This window comes from Bradyrhizobium sp. CCBAU 45389 (genome assembly GCF_028128625.1).
GTDB lineage: Bacteria > Pseudomonadota > Alphaproteobacteria > Rhizobiales > Xanthobacteraceae > Bradyrhizobium > Bradyrhizobium liaoningense_B.
In genome coordinates, this window is the sequence record NZ_LBIY01000099.1 from 294,758 (window position 1) to 314,989 (window position 20,232).

Below are 20,232 nucleotides of genomic sequence, written 5' to 3' on the forward strand. Positions count from 1 at the left end.
CCGTTCATTGGTCGCCGAGGTTGGTTACCGGGAGGTTAATGGGATCGATGAAGTTGTGGAGAGTCTCGTGCCCCGGACGCAGCGCAGCGCCCTTGCGGTGCGCTGCAGAGCCGGGGCCCAGTGCGACTTCTGGGTCCCGGCTCGCGCTACGCGCGTCCGGGACACGAGAAACTCGCTACACCACCGGCTTCACACCCGGCAGCGCCTGCACCAGTTCGCGGAACTTCGCGCCGCGGATCTCGAAATTGCGGTACTGGTCGTAGGACGCGCAGGCCGGCGACAGCAGCACGACGGCGTCGGTGAGACCCGAGGCCTCCGCATCGCGCGCGGCGTGCTCGACGGCGACGTCCAGCGTCTGGCTGATCTCGTGCGCGACCGTGCCGAGCGTGCCGGAAAACTCCTGCGCGGCCTCACCGATCAGATAGGCCTTTCGGATGCGCGGGAAATAGCCGGTCAAGCTGGTGATGCCGCCCGCCTTCGGCTTGCCGCCGGCGATCCAGAAGATATCGGCGAACGACGACAACGCGTGCGCGGTGGCGTCCGCATTGGTGCCCTTGGAATCGTTGACGAACAGCACGTTGCCGCGGCGCCCGACCTGCTCCATGCGATGCGCAAGGCCGGGAAAGCTGCGCAGGCCGTTCTGCAGCACATCCAGGCTGATACCCATCGCGAGTGCAGCAGCAGCAGCGCAGGCCGCATTCTGCGCGTTGTGCAGACCGCGCAGCGACCCGATGCCGCCGAGCGCGGCGACCTCGCTGCGGGCGCCGCCCGAGGCGCGCACGATATTGCCGTGCTCGAAATAAATGCCGGTGGCGAGCGGGTTCTTCACCGAGATACGCACGACGTTCTTGCCGGCGCGATCGAGCCGGTCGGCGACATCGCGGCAATAGCCGTCGTCGACGCCGACGATCGAGGTGCCGCCTGCCTGCACGTTCGCGACGAGGCGCTCCTTCACCGCGGCATAGTGCTCGACGGTGCCGTGGCGGTCGATGTGGTCCTCGCTGACATTGAGCAGGATGCCGACGGAGGGATCGAGCGAGGGCGTGAGGTCGATCTGGTAGGACGACATCTCGATGACGTGGACGCGGCCCATGCGCGGCGGCTCCAGCGACAGGATCGCGGTGCCGATATTGCCGCCCATCTGGGTGTCGTAGCCGGCGACTTTCGTGAGATGCGCGATCAGCGCCGTCGTGGTCGACTTGCCGTTGGTGCCGGTGATGGCGACGAACGGCGCGTTCGGCGCATGGCGCCGGCGCTCGCGGCAGAACAGCTCGATGTCGCCGATCACCTCACAGCCTGCCTCGCGTGCCTTCAGCACGCTCCAGTGCGGCACCGGATGGGTGAGCGGCACGCCGGGCGCGAGCACGAGGGCTGCGAAATTCGCCCAGGAGACGTTGCGTAAGTCAGCGGTAATGAAACCGGCCTGCGCGGCCTTGGCGACGTTCTCGGCATTGTCGTCGGCGGCGACCACCTCGGCACCACCCGCCTTCAATGCATGGCAGGAGGCGAGCCCCGAGCCGCCGAGGCCGAACACGGCGACCGTCTTGCCGGCGAAGGATGTGACGGGGATCATCGTGGTACCGTCAGCGCAGCTTCAGCGTGGAGAGGCCGGCGAGCGCCAGCATCACCGAGATGATCCAGAAGCGGATCACGATCTGCGGCTCGGTCCAGCCGAGCTGCTCGAAATGGTGATGGATCGGCGCCATGCGGAAGATACGCTTGCCCGTCAGCTTGAACGACACCACCTGCACGATGACGGAGACGGCCTCCAGCACGAACAGGCCGCCGATCACCGCGAGCACGATCTCGTGCTTCACCGCGACCGCGATCGCGCCGAGCATGCCGCCGAGCGCGAGCGAGCCGGTGTCGCCCATGAAGATCGAGGCCGGCGGCGCGTTGAACCAGAGGAAGCCGAGACCGGCGCCCAATAGCGCGCCGCAGAGCACCGCGAGCTCGCCGGTGCCCGCGACGTATTTGATCTGGAGATAGTCGGCGAACACGGCGTTGCCGGCGAGATAGGCGATCATCGCAAAGCTCGCGGTCGCAATCATCACGGGCACGATGGCGAGGCCGTCGAGACCGTCGGTGAGGTTCACCGCATTGCCGGCGCCGACGATGACGAAGGCGCCGAAGACGACGAAGAACCAGCCGAAATGCAGCACGGTGTCCTTCAGGAAGGGAACCGTCAGCGCGGTCGATGCAGGATCGCGGTTCAGCCGCACCAGCGCGTAGCAGGCGACCAGCGCGATCGCCGCCTCGATCAGCAGGCGGAGCTTGCCGCCGAAACCGGTCGTGGTCTGCTTGGTCACCTTGAGGTAGTCGTCGTAGAAGCCGACGAAGCCGAAGCCGAGCGTCACGGCGAGCACGATCCAGACGTAAGGGTTGAGCGGATTGGCCCACAGCACCGTGCCGACCGTGAGGCCCGACAGGATCATCAGCCCGCCCATGGTGGGCGTGCCCTTCTTGCTGAGATGCGATTGCGGGCCGTCAGCGCGGATCGGCTGGCCCTTGCCCTGGCGGATGCGCAAATGGTCGATGATCCAGGGCCCGAACAGGAACACGAACAGCGCGCCGGTGACGATCGCGCCGCCGGTGCGGAAGGTGATGTAGCGGAATACGTTCAGGAGGGTGCGAAACGCACCCAGGCTCGGAAATGTATTGGAGAGCTCGATCAGCCAGTAAAACATTCAGACGGTCCTATGGCGCCTTTCGCACGCGGCCTTGTTCCTGGCCCCGACCTGCCTCACGCGCATTCGCTTCATCATGGGTCGGGCGACCTCTGGGACAATGGACGGCTTGGTGCCGCAAACGATGGGATTGGGAACTGCGCCTTCCAAGCAGTTTACGCCTTTGCCTGCAAGGCGGCCACTAGGCCCGGCACAAACTTGTTGACCCAGAACATCTTCTTGCTGCCCTTGACAACCACGACATCGCCTGCCTGCAGCAGGTTCGCGACCTCGCCCGGCTTCAGCGTGGCGGGATCGTCATGCCAGCCGAGGCCCTTGCCTGATGGCAGCACGTCATAAAGGTTGCGCATCAGGGGGCCGACGCAATAGACGCCGTCGATGCCTTCGAGATGCTTGGCGAGGCCGGTGTGGTAGCTCGGTGCGTCATCGCCCAGTTCCAGCATGTCACCGAGCACCGCGATGCGGCGACCGCCGGTCATATGGCGCGCCTGCAGGCTCTGCAGCGCGGCAGCGACGCTGGCGGGGTTGCCGTTGAAACTGTCGTCGATCACGGTGATGCCGCGGACCGCCTGCTCTACGCCGCGGCCGGTCATGATGCCGACCCGGTCGAGCTTGATCGCGAGCGTCGCCGGATCGAGGTTCGCGGCACGGATCGAGGCAAGCGCGGCAAGCGCATTCTGGACGCGGTGCGGCGCGCCCGGCGTCAGGCTGAAGGCGATCTCCTTCTTGCCGATCATGGCCACGACCTGCCAGCTCTCGCCGTGCGGCGCGTGCGCGACTTCGTGCACCTCGGCATGCTCGCCGAAGCGCACCACCTTGCCCTTCCACTCCGACGCCTTGATCCCGGCGGGCAGCACCAGCACGCCGTCCTCGGGCAGGCCGACGGCGATCGACACCTTCTCGCGCCTGATGGCTTCGAGCGAGCCGAGCTTTTCCAGATGCACGGGCTGGACGTTGACGACCAGCGCGACCGTCGGCCGCGTGAGTTCGCTGAGCCGCGCGATTTCGCCGGTCTGGTTCATGCCCATCTCGACGACCCACAGGCTGGCATCCGCCTTCGCATTGCACAGCGTCAGCGGCACGCCCCAGAAATTGTTGAAGCTCGAGGGGCTCGCATAGGCGTCGGGATAGGCCGCCAGAAACTCCTTGGTGCTGGTCTTGCCGGCGCTGCCGGTGAGGCCGATCACCGGCCCCTTGAAGCGCGCGCGCGCGGCGCGCGCGAGGCCCCAGAGACCGTCGATCAGCGTGTCCTTCACGACGATCTGGGGAACACGGATGCCCGCGATCTCGTGCGGCACGATCATCGCGACCGCGCCCGCGGCTTCCGCCTTGTCGGCGAACTCCCAGCCGTCGCGCGCGCTGGCGAAGGCCGAGATGAAGCCGCCGCTCGGCGTGCCGCTGAGCGCGACGAACAGGCTGCCCGGCTTCACCAGCCGGCTGTCCTGGGTGACGAAGTCGATCGGCGTATCCGGAAATGATCCGACCACGCCAAGCGCACGCGCGACCTCGGCAACCGTCCATATTGGCGCGCTCATGCAACCCTCGACGCTAGTGCGGCGGCGACCGCCTCGTGATCACTGAAGGGCAGCACTTCGCTGCCGACGATCTGCCCGGTCTCATGTCCCTTGCCGGCGATCAGCAGCGCATCGCCGTCTTCCAGTTCCTCGATCGCGACGCGAATGGCCTCGGCGCGGTCGCCGATCTCGCGCGCGCCCTTGGCCGCGGCGAGGATCTCCGCACGAATGGCTTCCGGCTTCTCGCTGCGCGGATTGTCGTCGGTGATGATGACGCCGTCGGCATTCTCGGCGGCGATCCCGCCCATGATCGGACGCTTGCCGGCATCGCGGTCGCCGCCGGCGCCGAACACGACGATCAGCCTGCGCTTCGCATAGGGCCGCAGCGCCTGCAGCGCCTTCGCCAGCGCATCGGGCTTGTGCGCGTAGTCGACGAAGATCGGCGCGCCGTTGCGCTCGCCGACACGCTCGAGCCGGCCCTTGGCGCCTTCGAGATGCTCGAGGCTGGCAAACACGTTTGCGGCATCGCTGCCGGTGCCGATGGCAAGACCGGCCGACACCAGCGCATTCTCGATCTGGAACTCGCCGACCAGCGGCAGCCGGATCGCGTAGCTCTTACCGCGATGTTGCACCGTCAGCTTTTGCGAGAAACCTTCGACCACGGCCTCGGTGAGACGAATGCCCTCGCCTGCCCCATCGCCGTTGCGCCCGACCGCCATCACGCGCAGGCGGTGCGACGTCGCGGCATCGATCGCCTCCGCCGAGCAGTCGTGATCGGCCGAGATCACGGCCGCGCCGCCCGGTGGGATCAGCTCGCGGAACAGACGGAGCTTTGCGGCGAGGTAATGCGCGACGGTCGGATGGTAATCCATGTGATCGCGCGAGAGATTGGTAAAGCCGCCGGCGGAGACGCGCACGCCGTCGAGGCGATATTGGTCGAGCCCGTGCGAGGACGCCTCGAAGGCGAGATGCGTGACGCCTTCACGCGCGATCTCATCGAGCTGCCGATGCAGCGCGATCGGATCCGGCGTCGTCAGCGAGCCGTAGACGGTGCGTTTCGGCGAGACGAGGCCGATGGTTCCGATGCTGGCGGACGCATGCCCGAGCCGCTCCCAGATCTGCCGCGTAAACGCGGCCACCGAGGTCTTGCCGCTTGTGCCGGTCACCGCGGCAATGGTCGCGGGCTGCGCCGGGAAGAACCTTGCCGCCGCCAGCGCCAGCGCCCGGCGCGGATTGGCGACCGTGACGAACGGCACCTTGCCGGCATCAGGGGCATGGTCGCCGACGACCGCTACCGCGCCCGCCGCAATCGCGGCATCGATGAAGCGCGCACCGTCGGTCTTGCTGCCCGCGAGCGCGAAGAAGAGATCACCCGGTTTCACCACGCGGCTGTCGAGCGCAACGCCGGTTACGTCGAGCGCCGCGACGGCGGGCTCGAGTGCGGCATCATTGCCTAGAAGTTCGCGCAGCTTCATGGTCTTCCAGTCGACACGCCGCGCCGAAGAGCCGAATCGTCAGGAAAAGCCGAATCAGCACCGGCGATGGCCTACCCCGTTGATTACTGGGTTGTCCTGGATGCTGCAAGAATAAGGCGCTCGGACGGCGGCAGGTCGAACCGCGGCTCGACGCCCAGGAGCGGCGCGATCCGCTCGATCACCTTGCCCCCCGTCGGCACAGCATTAAAGCCTGACGTAATGAAGCCAAACGTCTCCTTCAGAGGCTGTGGCTCATCCAGCATGACGAGAATCTGATATTTCGGATCGTCGGAGGGCATGATCGCGGTGAAGGAGTTGAGCACCCGCTTCTTGGCGTAGTGGCCGTTGATGACCTTCTCGGACGTACCGGTCTTCCCGCCGACATAGTAACCGGGAACATTGGCCTTCTTGGCGCTGCCGACCTCGGCATTGAGCCGCATCAGAAACCGCATCTTGTCGCTGGTTTCCTGCTTGATCACGCGCTTGGCCATCGCCGCCGCTTCTGCTTCGCTGCGCTTCATAAAGGTCGGCGGAATCAGATAGCCGCCATTCACCAGCGAATTGATGCCCATCACCGCCTGCAGGGGAGCCACTGACAGGCCCTGGCCGAATGCGATGGTCACCGTGTTCAATTCGCCCCAGCGGCGCGGGATCAGCGGCGCCGCGCTCTCCGGCAGCTCGGTGCGCAGCCGCGTCAACTGGCCCATCTTGGCGAGGAACGCCTTGTGCGCCTCGACGCCCTGGCCGAGCGCGATCCGCGCGGCGCCGATGTTGGACGAGTAGGTGAACACTTCCTTGGTGTTGATGAAGCGCCCGAGCGGGTGGCTGTCGTGGATGGTGAACTTGCCGTAGTGCAGGTTTCCGCGCGCATCCCACGACGAGTTCAAATTGATCTTTCCGGAATCGAGCGCCATCGCCAGCGTGAACGCCTTGAAGGTCGAGCCCATCTCGTAGACGCCTGTGGTCAGGCGGTTGATGCGGTCGGGATCGTGCGCTTCCTTCGGATTGTTGGGATCGAAGTCCGGCAGCGAGACCATCGCCACGATCTCGCCGGTCTTGACGTTGGAGACGATGCCGGAGGCCGCCTTAGCGTGGAACTTGTCCTTGGCCTTGAGGAGCTCGTCGCGCAGCGCGTGCTCGACGCGCAGATCGATCGACAGCTCGATCGGCTTTTGCAGGCGATCGGTGGCAAAGCCCGCGCGGTGGAGATCGGCGAGCCCTTGATTGTCGAGCCACTTCTCCATGCCGGCGATGCCCTGGTTGTCGATGTTGACGAGACCGATGAGGTGGGCGACCTCGTTGCCGGTGGGATAGACGCGCTTGTTCTCGCGCAGGAAGCCGATGCCGGGAATGCCGAGCTTGTGGATGTCCTGCTGCTGCTTCGCCGTGACCTCGCGCTTGAGCCAGACGAAGCCCTTGCGCGTCTTCAGGCGCTCGCGCACCTCGGCCTCGTCGAGGTCGGGCACGGTGGCGGTCAGAAGCTCGATCGCCTCGTCCTTGTCGATGATGCGGCGCGGCTCGCCGAACAGGCTCGCGGCCTTGACGTCGGTCGCGAGGATGGCGCCGTTGCGGTCGACGATGTCGGGCCGCGCAGTCGCGACCACCTCCTGCGATGCCGCACGGCGCGCACTGTGCGCGTCGGCGCCGATCGCGAACATCACGAGCCGGCCGCCGATCAGCGCATAGACCGAGGCGAAGGCGAGCATGGCGAGGCCGACGCGCGCCCGCGCCTTGGCGGCACGATCGACATTGCGCCCGTAGAGCAGGCTGCGGATCAGCCGCTGCCGCCAAGGCTCGGTCGGCTTTTCAGTGGGCTTTGCAGGCGTTGCCGGGCTCATTGCTTGTCCTCGGGCTGAGGCACGGAGCCCGTCACGGTGTCAGGATCGCTCGCGGCTTCGATGGTGTTGAGCATGGCGCCGATCGGGTCGGGCTCGCCGGGCCTGAACATCCGCGGCGGACGCTCGGGCAGATTCTTCAGCGAGTCATATTGCGTGCCGTTGACCGGCTTGAGCGGCAGATGCCGCTCGGACAAGCCCTGCAAGCGCAAGGGCGCGTCGAGCTTGGCCCATTCGGAGCGCAGCGAGGCGATCGCGTCGCGCTGCTCGCGGATCTCCGCATGCAGCCGCAGCACCTTCTCGGTGCGCGCGGTGGAGTCCATCTTGATCCGGTAGACATAGGCCGCCGCGAAGATCAGCGCGCCGATGACGAGGAGGTGGATGATGCGCATGCGCTAGCCTCCCCTCATCACGTCGGAGAGTCTTGGCCAGGACGATGGCTCATCGTCATGATGCGCCGGCGCATTGGTGCGCTCCGCGGCGCGCAGCTTGGCGGAACGCGCGCGCGGATTGTTCGCGACTTCTGCTTCGCCGGCAATCACGGGCCGTCGCGTCAGGAGCTGGAAGCTCGGCGGGACTTGCGACACCTCCGGCAGGTGGCGCGAGCCGCCGCCGGTCTTCGAACGCTCGCCAAGGAAATTCTTGACGATACGGTCCTCCAGCGAATGGAACGACACGACGACGAGACGGCCGCCGGGCTTGAGCACACGCTCGGCAGCCGCGAGCGCGGTCTGGAGCTCGTCGAGCTCTTCGTTGACGAAGATGCGCAGGGCCTGGAACGTCCGCGTCGCGGGATGGATGTCGCCGGGCTTGGAGCGCACGATCCTGCCGATGAGATCGGCGAGCGCGCGCGTGGTCGTGAACGGGGTCTCCTGCCGGTCCGCGACGATGGCGCGGGCGATGCGGCGCGACTGCCGCTCCTCACCGAAGAGATAGATGATGTCGGCGAGATCGCTCTCCGAGGCACGCGCGACCACGTCGGCCGCGGTCGGCCCCGTCTGCGCCATGCGCATGTCGAGCGGACCGTCGAGACGGAAGGAGAAGCCGCGACCGGCCTGATCGAGCTGCATCGAGGACACGCCGACATCCATCACGACGCCGTTCACGCCATCGACGCCTTGCGCGGCACAGATCTCGGCGAGATTGGAGAAGCGGTCCTCGACCAGTGTCAGCCGGCCCGCGGAGCGCGCGACGAGATCGGCCCCGCCTGCGATCGCAGTGCGATCACGGTCGATCGCGATCAGCCGGGTTCCCGGCACGTCGAGGATGGCGCGGCTGTAGCCGCCGGCGCCGAAGGTGGCGTCGACATAGATGCCGCCCGCGTGCGGCGCGAGATGATCGATCGCCTCGCGGCCAAGCACGGGAATGTGAGGAGCGGTGCTCATGCGCCACGCCTGTCGAACGACCATGCCAGATCGAGGGCGAACCAGCCCATAACGCCTCGAATGATTCCGCGTCGCGGCGGTTCCACGACAAAGCCCCAGTCCAACATGGTTACCGAGCCCGGCCGTCCCGGGCGGCAAACCCAGAGTTCCCAGTGGAATTTGTCGGGCAGCCATGGGATTCCGAGCCAAAATACGCTTTGGCCGCCTCCGGACGCGGGTCGGCTCTTCATCTCTCAGTAACGGCCCTTAGCGTTAAGAAAGCGTTGATCGGCTGGTTACAAGTGGAAAAGGTGAGGCGATGGTGATGCCTCATCCACACACCCGCGCAAAATGCATCCGTTAACCTCGTCGCGCGATTGCGCACGGCGGAGGGTAAAGGAATAGTAAAGAGAAGGGCTTGCCCCACTCTCCTGTCCGACTTGAGCTGCTTATGTCGCCCGGTTCGCCGTCTGGATCTGATTCGAAGCGTCAGCGCGTCCTCCCGGTTCCCAAAGCCGCGGCGAACATGCGCTCGTTCGAGCCGGATTCCTCGATCGTCTCCGACATCATCCCCTCGCCGAACTTTGGCGAGCGCAACAAGGGTCGGCAGGCGGACATGATCGTGCTGCACTACACCGGCATGCCCGACGTCGAGGGTGCGCTGGCGCGGCTGTGCACGGCGGGGACGGAAGTGTCGGCGCACTATGTCGTGCTGGAGGACGGCCGCATCGTGCAATGCGTGCCCGAGGCCAAGCGCGCCTGGCACGCCGGCGTCTCGTCCTGGGCCGGCGAGGACGACGTCAATTCCTGCTCGATCGGCATCGAGATCGTCAATCGCGGTCACGACTGGGGCTATCCGGAGTTTCCGCTGCGCCAGATCGCGGCCGTGATCGCGCTATGCCGCGGCATCATGCTCCGCCGCAAGGTACCTGCGCACCGGGTGCTCGGTCATTCCGACGTCGCGCCCGCGCGCAAGAAGGATCCCGGCGAAAAGTTTCCGTGGCATTCGCTGGCCAATTCCGGCGTCGGTCACTGGGTCACGCCCGCACCGGTCGTGCGCGGCGAGACCCTGATGCTCGGCACGATCAGCGATGCGGTGCTGAGCATGCAGCAGGCGCTGGCAAAGTACGGCTACGGCGTACCGCTAACCGGCAAATACGACGCCGCGACCATGGAGGTCGTCACAGCCTTCCAACGCCATTTCCGTCCGGCGCGGCTGGATGGTGTTGCGGATCACTCGACGCTGTCGACCTTGCAGGCGCTGCTGGCGAGCTTGCCGCCGGAAGAAACGGCGGTCGCGTCGAAGTGACGGCGGTGCCGTAAGCGCGTCATTGCCCAGTCTCGTGTCCCGGACGCGATGCAACGCCATCGCGTTGCATCGCAGAGCCGGGACCCAGTTGGCGACACGAGTTCGCTGCGGAGAGGTGGGCCCCGGCTCTGCAGCGCACCGCCGAAGGGGCGCTGCGCTGCGTCCGGGGCACGAGAGGCCTACTCCATCTCCCTCACCCTTCGCGCATAGAGCCGCCGCAACGGCTCGAGCTGCGTCGCCTCCGTTGCCGTACGATAGGCCTGGCGCGCCTCTTCCTTCCGCCCGAGCCGTCGCAACAGATCCGCTCGCACCGCGGGCAGCAGCTCATAACCGTCGAGCCCGCCGCGCGCTGCGGTCGCATCGACGAGATCGAGCGCGCGCGCGGGGCCGTCAACCATCGACACCGCCGCGGCGTGATTGAGCTCGATCACCGGCGACGGACTGATGCGCAGCAGCACCTCGTACAGTCCGGCAATCTGCGGCCAGTCGGTCGCCTCGAAGCTCGGCGCTCGCGCATGCAGCGCAGCGATCGCGGCCTGCACCGCATAGGGTTGCGGCCGGCCGGGTATGCGCAGCGCCTCGTCAACCAGGCGCAGGCCCTCCTCGATCTGCGCGCGATCCCAGAGCGTGCGATCCTGCTCTTCCAGCAGCACGATGTCGCCGGCCGACGTCTCGCGCCCGGCGCGGCGCGCATCGTGCAGCAGCATCAGGGCGAGCAAGCCTTTGATGCCGCCGCGCCCCGGCATCAGCCGGTCGAGCAAGCCACCGAGCCGGATGGCCTCAGCCGCGAGATCCGGCCGCATCAGGTCCGCGCCCGAGGTTGCGACATAGCCTTCGGTGAAGACGAGGTAGATCACGGCGAGGACGCCAGCGAGCCGCGGCGCCAGCGCCTCGCGCTCGGGCACCTCATAGGGAATGCCGGCAAGCCTGATCTTCTGCTTGGCTCGGACCAGCCGCTGCGCCATCGCCTCCTCGCTGACGAGGAAGGCGCGCGCGACCTGCGCCGTCGACAGCCCGCACACGGTGCGCAGCGTCAGCGCGACCTGGACTTCGGGCGCGAACGCGGGATGGCAGCAAGTGAAGATCAGCCGCAGCATGTCGTCGTCGAGCGTTGCCGGCGGCTCGTCGGGGCCCAGCGCGTTCAGCTCGAGCTCATGCACCAGCGCCTGCTGCTTGCCACGAAAGACGGCCTGGCGGCGGATGCGGTCGATCGCCTTGTGCTTGGCGACGTTGACGAGCCAGGCGCGCGGATTGTCGGGAACTTCGCACGTCGCCCAACGCTCCAGCGCGACCGCAAACGCATCCTGCAGCGCGTCCTCGGCGAGATCGAAATCGCCGACGAGGCGGATCAGCGTGGCCAGCGCCCGCCCCGCCTCGTCGCGGAAGATGGTTTCGATTTCGCCGGGGGTCATGCGCCAATGCGCGGCTTCGCCGTCACTTGTCGTACACCCAGATCGGCCGCACCTCGATCGAGCCGATGCGCGCGCTCGGAATTCGCGCCGCGATCTCGATCGCAGCGTTGAGATCCTTGGCCTCGATCAGATAGTAGCCACCGAGCTGCTCACGCGTTTCCGCGAACGGACCGTCTGTGGTCAGCGTCTTGCCATCACGCACGCGCACCGTGGTCGCGGTCGTGGTCGGGCGGAGCCGATCGCCGGCCTTGAAATTGCCGTTCCGGATGATGGATTGCGTAAAGGCCTCATACTCCGCCGACATCTTCTGGGTGGTTCCCGTGTCGATCTTCGCGTACTCGGCCTCGTTCTGGTAGATCATCAGCAGATACTGCATCGCTTCACTCCTGTTGTTCGGCTGTGTCGCCGACATCCAGTCGAACGGGGGGCGCTCCAAACGACATCTTCAGGATAAATTATTTGTAGGTCGCGTGCGCGGCGATCTCGGCTTGACGGAACCGTCACAAATGCTCCATGCGTAACCCCGTCAGTCGGCCGGACGGCCGCTCCGGCAGGTGCCGAAAGGCCGCCGGGGAGGAAAGTCCGGGCTCCCTTGACATGCGGTGCCGGATAACATCCGGCGGGGGCAACCCCAGGGAAAGTGCCACAGAGAACGAACCGCCCGCCTTCGCCCTTTGGGCTTCGGCGAGGCAGGCCCGCCGGGCTTGCCACGTCGTAGCAGCGCAAGCTGCGTAGACGGGTAAGGGTGAAAAGGTGCGGTAAGAGCGCACCGCGGCGCCGGCAACGGGGCCGGCATGGTAAACCCCACCGGGAGCAAAACCGAATAGGGACGGCGTAGCGGGCTGTTCGCGAAAGCGATAACGCCGCGGGGCGATGTCAGGCCCGCCGTCCGGGTAGGTTGCTCGAGGCCATGTGCAAACATGGTCCCAGAGGAATGGCCGTCACGTATCGTTCGCGCAAGCGGGCGGTGCCCTACAGAACCCGGCTTACAGGCCGGCTGATATCTTGCAACGAGGGGTTCGATGCTGACCGCATCGGACCCCTCACCATTTTTGGGCACGCTGTCATTCCGGGGCTCGCGAAGCGAGAACCCGGAATCCATCGGGCGGCAGAGACGGAGGAGAAATGGATTCCGGGTTCGTGCTGCGCACGCCCCGGAATGACGAGCGTGGGCTACGCCACGATCTCGTTCAACACGCCCATCAACGCCTCCGGCGCCGTGACGTTCGGCGCGTGGCTGGCGTCGAGCTCGAAATAGCGCCAGCCGTCCTCGTTCTTCGTGCGCTTGGCAAACTGCCCGAACACATCGCCCGGCGGAATGCGCGTGCAATAGATGTAGCTGCGCGGCATCGCCGGCTCGCCGCGGTCCAACCTCAACTTCGTCTCGAAGCATTTGAGCGGCATGTTGATGCGGCGCGCATTGAGCCAGTCGAGATCGGCCTGCGGCGTATCCGGCGGCGGCGGGTTCGGCGGGATGCGATAGCCGTCGCCGGACGCGGCCGCCTTTCGCATCGGCTCGCGGCCGGCCTCGTTGAGGTCGAACAGAGACTGGCCATCGCGCGGCACGAAGGCATCGAGATAGATCAGCTGCGTCACGCGTTCGCGCGCGCGGTCTGCGATGCCGGTCGCGACCATGCCGCCATAGCTGTGGCCGAGCAGCACGATGTCGCGGAGATCCTCGAAGGCGATGACGTTGAGGATGTCCTGGATATGCGTCTCGAGATCGATCGCGGCATTGGCGAGATGCGCGCGCTCACCGAGACCGGTGTAAGTCGGCGCCACCAGGTGGTGGCCCGCCTGCGCCATCAGCGGGTGCATCTTCTTCCAGGCCCATCCGCCCGACCACGCGCCATGACAGAGCAGAAAAGTCTTTGCGCGTGCGGCCATCGGCGTTTCCATCGTTCTTGTTTGCTACGACGGAGTGTAACGACCACACGCGCGATGTAAACGCGCCGCTTCAGGCGGTGCGCGTATTCACTTTTGCGAGGACGAGCGCACCGGCCTCGCGCCGGAGCTTGCTCGCCTCAAAGCCATGCATGCCGATCTGCCATTGCAGGCCGACGATGGCGCCCTTGGTCGGTTGCAGCAACGCAAGCGAAGCGAACAGTGTTACCGGCAGCCACACGGCCAATTGCAGCCAGATCGGCGGCGCGTAGGCGGTCTCGATTGCGAGGATCGCAGGCACGACGAGGTGACCGACCACGACCATCACCAGATAGGCCGGAAAATCATCGGCGCGCTGGTGAAACAGTTCTTCACCGCAATGATCGCAGGTGTCGGCTACTTTCAGGAAGCGGCCGAACATATGTCCTTCGCCGCAGTTCGGGCACTTGCCCAAGAAGCCGCGCCACATTGCCTTCGTGAGAGAGACTGAACCGGTTGCCATGACCGCACCTCTTCCGTTTTGCTGATGCATACAATAATATCCTGCATCCATACATTCAAAGGATACGGACCCTAATTGCATGGATTGGACCCCTACAATCTCGGAGCTGAGCGGGCCGCGGTATCAGCGCATCGTCGAGGCCATGGAGGCCGACATCGCCGCAGGCCGGCTGGTGCGCGGCCAGCAATTGCCGACGCAGCGCGCGCTGGCCAAGGCGCTTGGCATCGACCTCACCACCGTGACGCGCGCCTACACCGAGGCGCGGCGCCGCGGCATCATGGAGGCCCGGGTCGGACAGGGGTCGTTCGTGTCGGAGACCAGCGCGCGGCGCGCGGTCGACCTGCCGCATCCGGTCGCGATCGACCTCTCGATGAACGTGCCGCCGCATCCGCTCGAGGCCCAGCTCGACGAGCGCATCGTCGCGGGACTGGAGGCGCTGCGCGCTCAATCGGGCCTGACCGCCTTCCTGAACTATCAACCGCCCGGCGGCAGCGCGCATGAGCGCGAGGTCGCGGCGCGCTGGATGCGCGCACGCGTCCCGCATGCGCACGCCGACAGGCTCGTGATCTTTCCCGGCACGCAAACGATCCTGTTCAACCTGCTCGCGCACCTTGCGCGTCCTGGTGACGTCGTGTTGACGGAAGCGCTCACCTTCCCCGGCATCAAGGCCGCCGCCGCGCGGCTCGGCGTCAAGCTCGTCGGCGTCGCGATGGACGAGGACGGCATCCTGCCCGATGCGCTGGCAAAGGCCTGCCGCACGCACAGGCCCAAGGCCGTCTATCTCATTCCGACCCTGCACAATCCGACCACCGCGACGCTTCCTCCCGAGCGGCGCAGCGCGATCGCCAGGATCATCCGCGACGCCGATACGATCCTGATCGAAGACGACGCCTACGGGCTGCTCGATCGCTCGGCATCGCCGATCGCGAACCTCGTTCCGGAGCGGACTTATCTCGCAACCACGCTGTCAAAATGCATCGCGCCGGCGCTGCGCATCGCCTATCTGGTGACGCCTGACGGCGACACGCAGCTTCAGATGCGCGGCCATTTGCAGGCCACCGTGCAGATGCCGGCGCCGCTGATGGTCGCGTTGGTGACGCACTGGATCGAGACCGGCATCGCCGACCGCATCATCACCGCCATCCGCAACGAGGCGGTCGGCCGCCAACAGCTTGCGCAGCGCGCACTGAAAGGCTTTCAATTCCTCGCCAAGCCTGCGGCGCATCATCTATGGCTGCGGCTGCCGGAGGGACGCCCCGACGTCGCGGCGCATCTGCTGCGGAACGGACTCGCGATCGTGGCCGGCGATGCCTTTGCAGTCGACGGGACACCGCCGCACGCGGCGCGCGTCTCGCTCGGCGCAGCGCGTAACAGGGCGGAGTTGACCGAGGCGCTGCGCATCCTGGTCGGCGCGCTGCACAAGCCCGCCGACACCAGGCAGATCGTCTAGACTCTTATCGATGATGACGACGGTGGCGTGGCCGAACGACCGGTGCAACGCCTGCGGGATAAGCCGCGTAGGCCTCGCTCGGGGCCACGGCCTCGCCACGGGCGGCGCGCCCCGCGGGCGTCAGCTGGCCGCCGTTCAGCACATCCCGATCCGGATGCGCGGCCTGAAAGGCCGCGGGCTCGGAAAACTGCGCCTGCGCCATCGTCGGCATCAAGGCCGCCGCCGATAGCAGCCCGACCGCAACGACGATCTTCGTCCGGATCATGATCATGCTCCATCATCTCATCGGGGACAGTGCTGCGTCGCATGCAACGGGTCCCCCGAATTGCCTTACGCGGGTCATGTAGGCGCCGCTTCGGCGAACGCCCGCCCCTGGGGATCACGCTTGCGTGCGGTTTTGAAATTGACCTTCCCGGCCGCATCTGTGCTATGCGCCGGATGACGATCAACCGTTCGAGATCGCCGCTAACGACAGGAAATGACAGGTGGAAGCGTCTACTTACGCGCTGCTGCTGTTCGGCGCGCTGGCCGGCGGCTTCGTTTCGGGGCTGGCCGGGTTTGGCACGGCGCTGATGGCGCTCGGGATCTGGCTCTACGTCCTGCCGCCCTCGCTCGCGGTGCCGCTGGTGCTGATCTGCTCGGTGATCGCACAGACCTCGACGCTGCCGTCGATGTGGAAGAGTTTTGATCTCTCGCTGGTCTGGCCGTTCCTGATCGGCGGACTGATCGGCGTGCCGCTCGGGACCATGATGGTCGCCTCCGCCGATCCGAAAGTGTTCAAGCTGAGCGTCGGCGTGCTGTTGCTGATCTTTTCGACGGCGCTGTATCTGAACAAGCGGCCGCTCGCGATCAAGTTCGGCGGCCGCATCGCCGACGGCGCGATCGGTTTTGCCGGCGGCATTCTGGGCGGACTTGCCGGACTGTCGGGGCCGCTGCCGATCCTCTGGGCCAACATCCGCGGCTGGAACAAGCATGAGCGGCGCGGCATCTTCCAGCTCTTCAACTTCACGGTGCTCGCCACCGCGCTGGTGTTGCAGACCGCCTCTGGCCTCGTCGCCTTCAAGGTGGTCTGGCTCGCAGCTGTCGCCTTTCCCGGCACGCTGGTCGGCGCATGGGCCGGAGCGCGCGTCTATCATGCGCTGAGCGACAAGCACTTTGGCGATGTCGTACTCGGCCTCCTGTTCCTGTCGGGCCTCGGCCTCGTCTGGAACAGCATTGGCGCGCATTAGCCCCACGGCGCCGCAAACGAGCGGGAGCCGTGGGCGCAGGTCAACCGCTACGCGGGCGCACGCGCAGGAGGCGCGACGGGCTCAGCTTTCACCGGCTCCGCAGCCTCGTCCTGCGGCAGCGGCGCGAAGCGCCTCCTGAACTCGCGGCGCAGGAGCCACAGGCTCATTGCGGCCTGGAGCGTGGTCGCCGCGATCGAGAGATACCAGACGTGCTCGATGCGGAAGCCTGGCCGTGTCGACAGCCAGATCGCCGGCAGCGAATAGGTGAACACGCGCGTCGCCGAGCTCAGCAGCACCGGCTTGGTGTTGCCGAGGCCCTGGAACATGCTCGAGCAGGTGAAGATCAGCCCCTGCGCCACCATGTTGAGCGAGATGATCCGCAGGAACAGGAAGGCGATCTCCATCGTCTCCCGATCGTTGGAGAATCCCGCGAGCAGAAGCTCCGGCTTCAACTGCGCGAGTGCCATGAAGCCGAGCGCCACGATGGTGGTGATCAGCGCCGACTTGACGAAGGTTTCCCGCACCCGCGCGCCGTTGCCGGCACCGACGTTCTGGCCGGCGATGGGTCCTGCCGCCAGCGCGACCGCGAGCGCCGGCATCTGGATCAGGCCGAGCACGCGCTGCCCGATGCCGAAGCCCGCCTGCGCCGCCGCGCCGAAATCGCGCAGCACGTAATAGACCACCGCCATGAAGATGAACATCATCGCGAACTCGCCGCCGGCCGGCAGGCCGACATTGAGGATGCGTTTCAAGTGGTGCGGTTGCGGACGCCACTGCGCCGGATTGAAGGCGACATAACGCTCGACCTTGCGGAAATACGCCAGCAGCATCAGCACGCCCGCGACGACCGCGATCGAGCTCGCCAGCCCCGCGCCGGCGACGCCGAGCGCACGGCCCGTGCCCCAGCCCGAGATCAGCACCGGCGCCAGCGCGATGTTGATCGCGACCGCAAGCGTCTGCACCAGCATGACGGGGCGCACGATGCCGGTCGCGCGCAGCGCGGCCCCCATCACTTGCGTCGCGAATTGCAACGCAAGCGCCGGCATGAACCACAACAGGTAGGTGGTCCCGGCCTCGACGGTGGCCTGGTCCGCGGCGATCGAACGCATATAGAGGCGCGACAACGCGGCGCCCATGCCGAGGGTCAACAGACCGAACAGCACCGACAGCGCGATCGCCTGGTTGAAGATCAGGTTTGCATCCGGCCGATCCTTGCGTCCGACGGCATGCGCGATCAGCGCCACCGTGCCGACGCCGAGCACCTGCATCAGGGCGTTGATGAGGAAGCCGGCATTGCCGGCCGCAGCGACGCCCGCGACCGCGGCATCGCCGAGGCCGGAGACGAAGTACAGATCGACCAGCTGGCAGATCATGATCGTGATCATGCCGACCATGATCGGCGGTGCCATGGCCAGGATGTGTCTCACGATGGAGCCGTGCGTCAGGTCTTTCATCTCATTCCATCCTTAGGCCTCGTGACAGCGGGATTCGCCCGCTGCCACACACCTCATTCCGCTGCTGCGATCTGTCCGAGCTCCACCACCTGGCGCTCGAACAGGCCGCGATAGATGCCCCCCGGCTTGCCCGCGAGCAGAGCATGCGTGCCCTGCTCGACGATCTCGCCGCGGTCGAACACCAGGATCCGATCGAGACTCTTCACCGTCGACAGCCGGTGCGCGATCACGATCGAGGTCCGGCCTTTCATCAGCCGTTCCATCGCCTGCTGGATCAGCGCCTCCGATTCCGAATCGAGGCTCGACGTCGCCTCGTCCAGGATCAGCACCGGCGCATCCGCCAGGAATGCGCGCGCCAGCGCCACGCGCTGCCGCTCGCCGCCGGACAATTTCACGCCGCGCTCGCCGACGAGGGTGCCGTAGCCCTTGGGCAGACGCAGGATGAAGTCGTGCGCATTGGCGAGCCGCGCCGCCTGCTCGATTGCCTCGAGGCTGGCGCCGGGCCGGCCATAGGCGATGTTCTCGGCGAGCGAGCGGTGAAACAGGATCGGCTCCTGCTGCACGATCGCGATCTGGCTGCGCAGCGATTGCTGCGTCGCCAGCGCGATGTCCTGGCCGTCGATCAGCACGCGACCGCCGGTGACGTCGTAGAGCCGCTGCACCAGCTTGACGAAGGTGGTCTTGCCGGAGCCGGAGCGGCCGACCAGGCCGACACGTTCGCCGGCGCGGATCCTGACCGACAAGCCGTCGTACAGCGGCGCGCGATGGCCGCCATAGTGGAACGTGACGTCGTCGAACACGATCTCGCCGCCCTCGATCGCGATCGGCCGCGCGGCGGCCGCATCCGCAATCCCGATCGGCTCGTCATGGATCGCCACCAGCTCCTCCATGTCGTTGACCGAGCGTTGGAGGTTGTTGATGTGCATGCCGACGTCACGCAAATAGGCGTGGATGACGTAGTAGCTCGTCAGAACATAGGTGACGTCGCCGGGCGAGGCGTGCCCGGACATCCACAGCAGCACCGAGCCGCCAATCACGGACGCACGCAGGCACAGCAGCAGCGACAGCTGCGCCATGGCCGTGTAGTTGTAGCGGAACCAGGTCCGCCGCACCCGCACGCGCCAGCGGCTGATGACACGGGCGAGCCGCGCATCCTCCCGCAGCTCCGCGCCGAAGGATTTCACCACCGCATTGCATGTCAGCGCGTCCGCCAGCGTGCCGCCGACCTTGGTGTCCCAGGCATTGGAGACGCGTGCGGCCGGCGCGATGTAGCGGGTCGAGAACAGCACCGTCATCGCGACATAGACAAGCGCGCCGAGCGCGATCACCGCGCCGAGCGAGGCCCAGTGCACGCCGAGCAGGATCATCGACCCGATCAGCACGACCAGCGACGGCAGCAGCGCCAGCAGGATGGTGTCGTTGAGCAGATCGAGCGCCCACATGCCGCGCGTGATCTTGCGCACGGTGGAGCCGGCGAAGGAATTGGCGTGCCAGTCGGTCGAGAAGCGCTGCACACGCGTGAAGGCATCCTGCGCGATCTCGGACATGAGCTTCAGCGTGAACGGCACGATCGCCTGCAGCCCTGCAAGCCGCAGCACCATCGAGGCCGCGCCGAGTGCCACGATCGCGCCGAATGCGACCAGCGCGGCGTGGCGCGCATCGGGATCGGACGGCCCGCGCGTCAGCGCATCGACCAGATGGCCCGAGAACACCGGCATGAACAGGTCGGCTGCGGTTGCCCCCAGCAGGCCGGTGACGATGGCGAGCGTCCGCCCCGGCTGCTTCAGCCAGTGCCTGAACACGAAGGGCAGCACCAAGTATATCGCCGCGGGCTTTTTTGACAGAGCGGTCATGGCATCATCCGGCCGCTGCGCGCGGGCCGGCTCCATCGATGGACGCAAACCGGCCACGAGGGCCGAGACGGTCACGTAAGACTGATCTTGACTTGGGAAGCGGAGCGATCGGGACGCCTGGTCGAAACCTTGGCCCAATCGAAGCTGGCGGAAGAGGCCTCTAACAGGCCGCGTACATACCGAGCCAGAGCATCATCGAGCGCGGGCGTACGATCTGCGAATGCGACGAAATCATGCAAATCTCCCCGGTTCGATTGAATGAGG

Annotated in this window: 17 protein-coding genes and 1 other RNA gene; 4 read left to right on the plus strand and 14 right to left on the minus strand. The window is 66.4% G+C overall.

The window, feature by feature from the left end:
• Positions 1–175: 175 nt before the first annotated feature.
• The 7 genes from murD to rsmH all read right to left on the minus strand — a co-directional run bounded on the left by murD (position 176) and on the right by rsmH (position 8,896).
• Positions 176–1,573: a UDP-N-acetylmuramoyl-L-alanine--D-glutamate ligase gene (murD, locus tag XH79_RS40550; RefSeq protein ID WP_271585335.1), complete on the minus strand. Its 1,398-nt coding sequence runs from the start codon at positions 1,571–1,573 to the stop codon at positions 176–178.
• Positions 1,574–1,583: 10 nt separating this feature from the next.
• Entirely contained in the window at positions 1,584–2,687 is a 1,104-nt protein-coding gene (gene mraY / locus XH79_RS40555) for a phospho-N-acetylmuramoyl-pentapeptide-transferase (RefSeq protein ID WP_018640940.1), read from the minus strand.
• A gap of 155 nt (positions 2,688–2,842) precedes the next feature.
• Positions 2,843–4,222: a UDP-N-acetylmuramoyl-tripeptide--D-alanyl-D-alanine ligase gene (locus tag XH79_RS40560; protein WP_271585336.1), complete on the minus strand. Its 1,380-nt coding sequence runs from the start codon at positions 4,220–4,222 to the stop codon at positions 2,843–2,845.
• Entirely contained in the window at positions 4,219–5,676 is a 1,458-nt protein-coding gene (locus XH79_RS40565; RefSeq protein WP_271585337.1) for a UDP-N-acetylmuramoyl-L-alanyl-D-glutamate--2,6-diaminopimelate ligase, read from the minus strand. Before XH79_RS40565 ends, XH79_RS40560 begins: the two co-directional genes overlap by 4 nt.
• Positions 5,677–5,759: 83 nt before the next feature.
• Positions 5,760–7,514, minus strand: coding sequence for a peptidoglycan D,D-transpeptidase FtsI family protein (locus XH79_RS40570; RefSeq protein ID WP_271585338.1), 1,755 nt, complete (start codon positions 7,512–7,514; stop codon positions 5,760–5,762).
• A complete protein-coding gene (gene ftsL / locus XH79_RS40575) occupies positions 7,511–7,903 on the minus strand; it encodes a cell division protein FtsL (RefSeq protein ID WP_018640944.1) in 393 nt (130 codons plus the stop codon). Before ftsL ends, XH79_RS40570 begins: the two co-directional genes overlap by 4 nt.
• 3 nt (positions 7,904–7,906) lie before the next feature.
• Positions 7,907–8,896, minus strand: a complete 990-nt coding sequence (rsmH, locus tag XH79_RS40580) for a 16S rRNA (cytosine(1402)-N(4))-methyltransferase RsmH (protein ID WP_271585339.1) — start codon at positions 8,894–8,896, stop codon at positions 7,907–7,909.
• Between the two features lie 505 nt (positions 8,897–9,401).
• Between rsmH and XH79_RS40585 the strand changes: the two genes are divergently transcribed.
• The gene (locus tag XH79_RS40585) at positions 9,402–10,184 is read left to right on the plus strand and encodes an N-acetylmuramoyl-L-alanine amidase (protein ID WP_271585340.1); all 783 of its coding nucleotides are present in this window, start codon (positions 9,402–9,404) and stop codon (positions 10,182–10,184) included.
• A gap of 179 nt (positions 10,185–10,363) precedes the next feature.
• On the opposite strand, the gene XH79_RS40590 is transcribed toward XH79_RS40585, so the two are convergent.
• Positions 10,364–11,596 (minus strand): RNA polymerase sigma factor, encoded by a 1,233-nt coding sequence (locus XH79_RS40590; RefSeq protein WP_271585341.1) that lies wholly within the window; start codon positions 11,594–11,596, stop codon positions 10,364–10,366.
• A gap of 22 nt (positions 11,597–11,618) precedes the next feature.
• Positions 11,619–11,972, minus strand: a complete 354-nt coding sequence (locus tag XH79_RS40595) for a YciI family protein (protein ID WP_271585342.1) — start codon at positions 11,970–11,972, stop codon at positions 11,619–11,621.
• Between the two features lie 150 nt (positions 11,973–12,122).
• Between XH79_RS40595 and rnpB the strand changes: the two genes are divergently transcribed.
• Positions 12,123–12,601: RNase P RNA component class A (rnpB, locus tag XH79_RS40600), an RNA gene on the plus strand.
• Between the two features lie 168 nt (positions 12,602–12,769).
• On the opposite strand, the gene XH79_RS40605 is transcribed toward rnpB, so the two are convergent.
• Positions 12,770–13,483 (minus strand): alpha/beta fold hydrolase, encoded by a 714-nt coding sequence (locus tag XH79_RS40605; protein ID WP_271585343.1) that lies wholly within the window; start codon positions 13,481–13,483, stop codon positions 12,770–12,772.
• Between the two features lie 70 nt (positions 13,484–13,553).
• Complete coding sequence (locus XH79_RS40610) at positions 13,554–14,012, minus strand: DUF983 domain-containing protein (protein ID WP_271585662.1); 459 nt, start codon at positions 14,010–14,012, stop codon at positions 13,554–13,556.
• Between the two features lie 49 nt (positions 14,013–14,061).
• Here XH79_RS40610 and XH79_RS40615 point away from each other — a divergent pair, with 49 nt between their 5' ends.
• Positions 14,062–15,432, plus strand: coding sequence for an aminotransferase-like domain-containing protein (locus XH79_RS40615; RefSeq protein WP_271585344.1), 1,371 nt, complete (start codon positions 14,062–14,064; stop codon positions 15,430–15,432).
• Positions 15,433–15,436: 4 nt separating this feature from the next.
• Here the strand turns inward: XH79_RS40615 and XH79_RS40620 are convergent, their stop codons facing one another.
• Entirely contained in the window at positions 15,437–15,697 is a 261-nt protein-coding gene (locus XH79_RS40620; protein WP_271585345.1) for a hypothetical protein, read from the minus strand.
• Between the two features lie 220 nt (positions 15,698–15,917).
• Between XH79_RS40620 and XH79_RS40625 the strand changes: the two genes are divergently transcribed.
• Positions 15,918–16,661: a sulfite exporter TauE/SafE family protein gene (locus XH79_RS40625; protein ID WP_212339676.1), complete on the plus strand. Its 744-nt coding sequence runs from the start codon at positions 15,918–15,920 to the stop codon at positions 16,659–16,661.
• Between the two features lie 47 nt (positions 16,662–16,708).
• On the opposite strand, the gene XH79_RS40630 is transcribed toward XH79_RS40625, so the two are convergent.
• Both XH79_RS40630 and XH79_RS40635 read right to left on the minus strand, forming a co-directional pair.
• Positions 16,709–18,115, minus strand: a complete 1,407-nt coding sequence (locus XH79_RS40630; protein WP_271585346.1) for an MATE family efflux transporter — start codon at positions 18,113–18,115, stop codon at positions 16,709–16,711.
• Between the two features lie 53 nt (positions 18,116–18,168).
• Complete coding sequence (locus XH79_RS40635; RefSeq protein WP_271585347.1) at positions 18,169–19,968, minus strand: ABC transporter ATP-binding protein; 1,800 nt, start codon at positions 19,966–19,968, stop codon at positions 18,169–18,171.
• Positions 19,969–20,232: the final 264 nt, after the last annotated feature.

What these genes read in the sequence shown, in the direction of transcription:
- XH79_RS40610 (WP_271585662.1), bottom strand. Translation starts at nt 14,012, where the DNA reads ATGCATCAGCAAAACGGAAGAGGTGCGGTCATGGCAACCGGTTCAGTC.
- XH79_RS40635 (WP_271585347.1), bottom strand. Translation starts at nt 19,968, where the DNA reads ATGACCGCTCTGTCAAAAAAGCCCGCGGCGATATACTTGGTGCTGCCC.
- murD (WP_271585335.1), bottom strand. Translation starts at nt 1,573, where the DNA reads ATGATCCCCGTCACATCCTTCGCCGGCAAGACGGTCGCCGTGTTCGGC.
- mraY (WP_018640940.1), bottom strand. Translation starts at nt 2,687, where the DNA reads ATGTTTTACTGGCTGATCGAGCTCTCCAATACATTTCCGAGCCTGGGT.
- XH79_RS40620 (WP_271585345.1), bottom strand. Translation starts at nt 15,697, where the DNA reads ATGATCCGGACGAAGATCGTCGTTGCGGTCGGGCTGCTATCGGCGGCG.
- rsmH (WP_271585339.1), bottom strand. Translation starts at nt 8,896, where the DNA reads ATGAGCACCGCTCCTCACATTCCCGTGCTTGGCCGCGAGGCGATCGAT.
- XH79_RS40605 (WP_271585343.1), bottom strand. Translation starts at nt 13,483, where the DNA reads ATGGCCGCACGCGCAAAGACTTTTCTGCTCTGTCATGGCGCGTGGTCG.
- XH79_RS40560 (WP_271585336.1), bottom strand. Translation starts at nt 4,222, where the DNA reads ATGAGCGCGCCAATATGGACGGTTGCCGAGGTCGCGCGTGCGCTTGGC.
- XH79_RS40630 (WP_271585346.1), bottom strand. Translation starts at nt 18,115, where the DNA reads ATGAAAGACCTGACGCACGGCTCCATCGTGAGACACATCCTGGCCATG.
- XH79_RS40615 (WP_271585344.1), top strand. Translation starts at nt 14,062, where the DNA reads ATGGATTGGACCCCTACAATCTCGGAGCTGAGCGGGCCGCGGTATCAG.
- XH79_RS40570 (WP_271585338.1), bottom strand. Translation starts at nt 7,514, where the DNA reads ATGAGCCCGGCAACGCCTGCAAAGCCCACTGAAAAGCCGACCGAGCCT.
- XH79_RS40565 (WP_271585337.1), bottom strand. Translation starts at nt 5,676, where the DNA reads ATGAAGCTGCGCGAACTTCTAGGCAATGATGCCGCACTCGAGCCCGCC.
- ftsL (WP_018640944.1), bottom strand. Translation starts at nt 7,903, where the DNA reads ATGCGCATCATCCACCTCCTCGTCATCGGCGCGCTGATCTTCGCGGCG.
- XH79_RS40585 (WP_271585340.1), top strand. Translation starts at nt 9,402, where the DNA reads ATGCGCTCGTTCGAGCCGGATTCCTCGATCGTCTCCGACATCATCCCC.
- XH79_RS40595 (WP_271585342.1), bottom strand. Translation starts at nt 11,972, where the DNA reads ATGCAGTATCTGCTGATGATCTACCAGAACGAGGCCGAGTACGCGAAG.
- XH79_RS40590 (WP_271585341.1), bottom strand. Translation starts at nt 11,596, where the DNA reads ATGACCCCCGGCGAAATCGAAACCATCTTCCGCGACGAGGCGGGGCGG.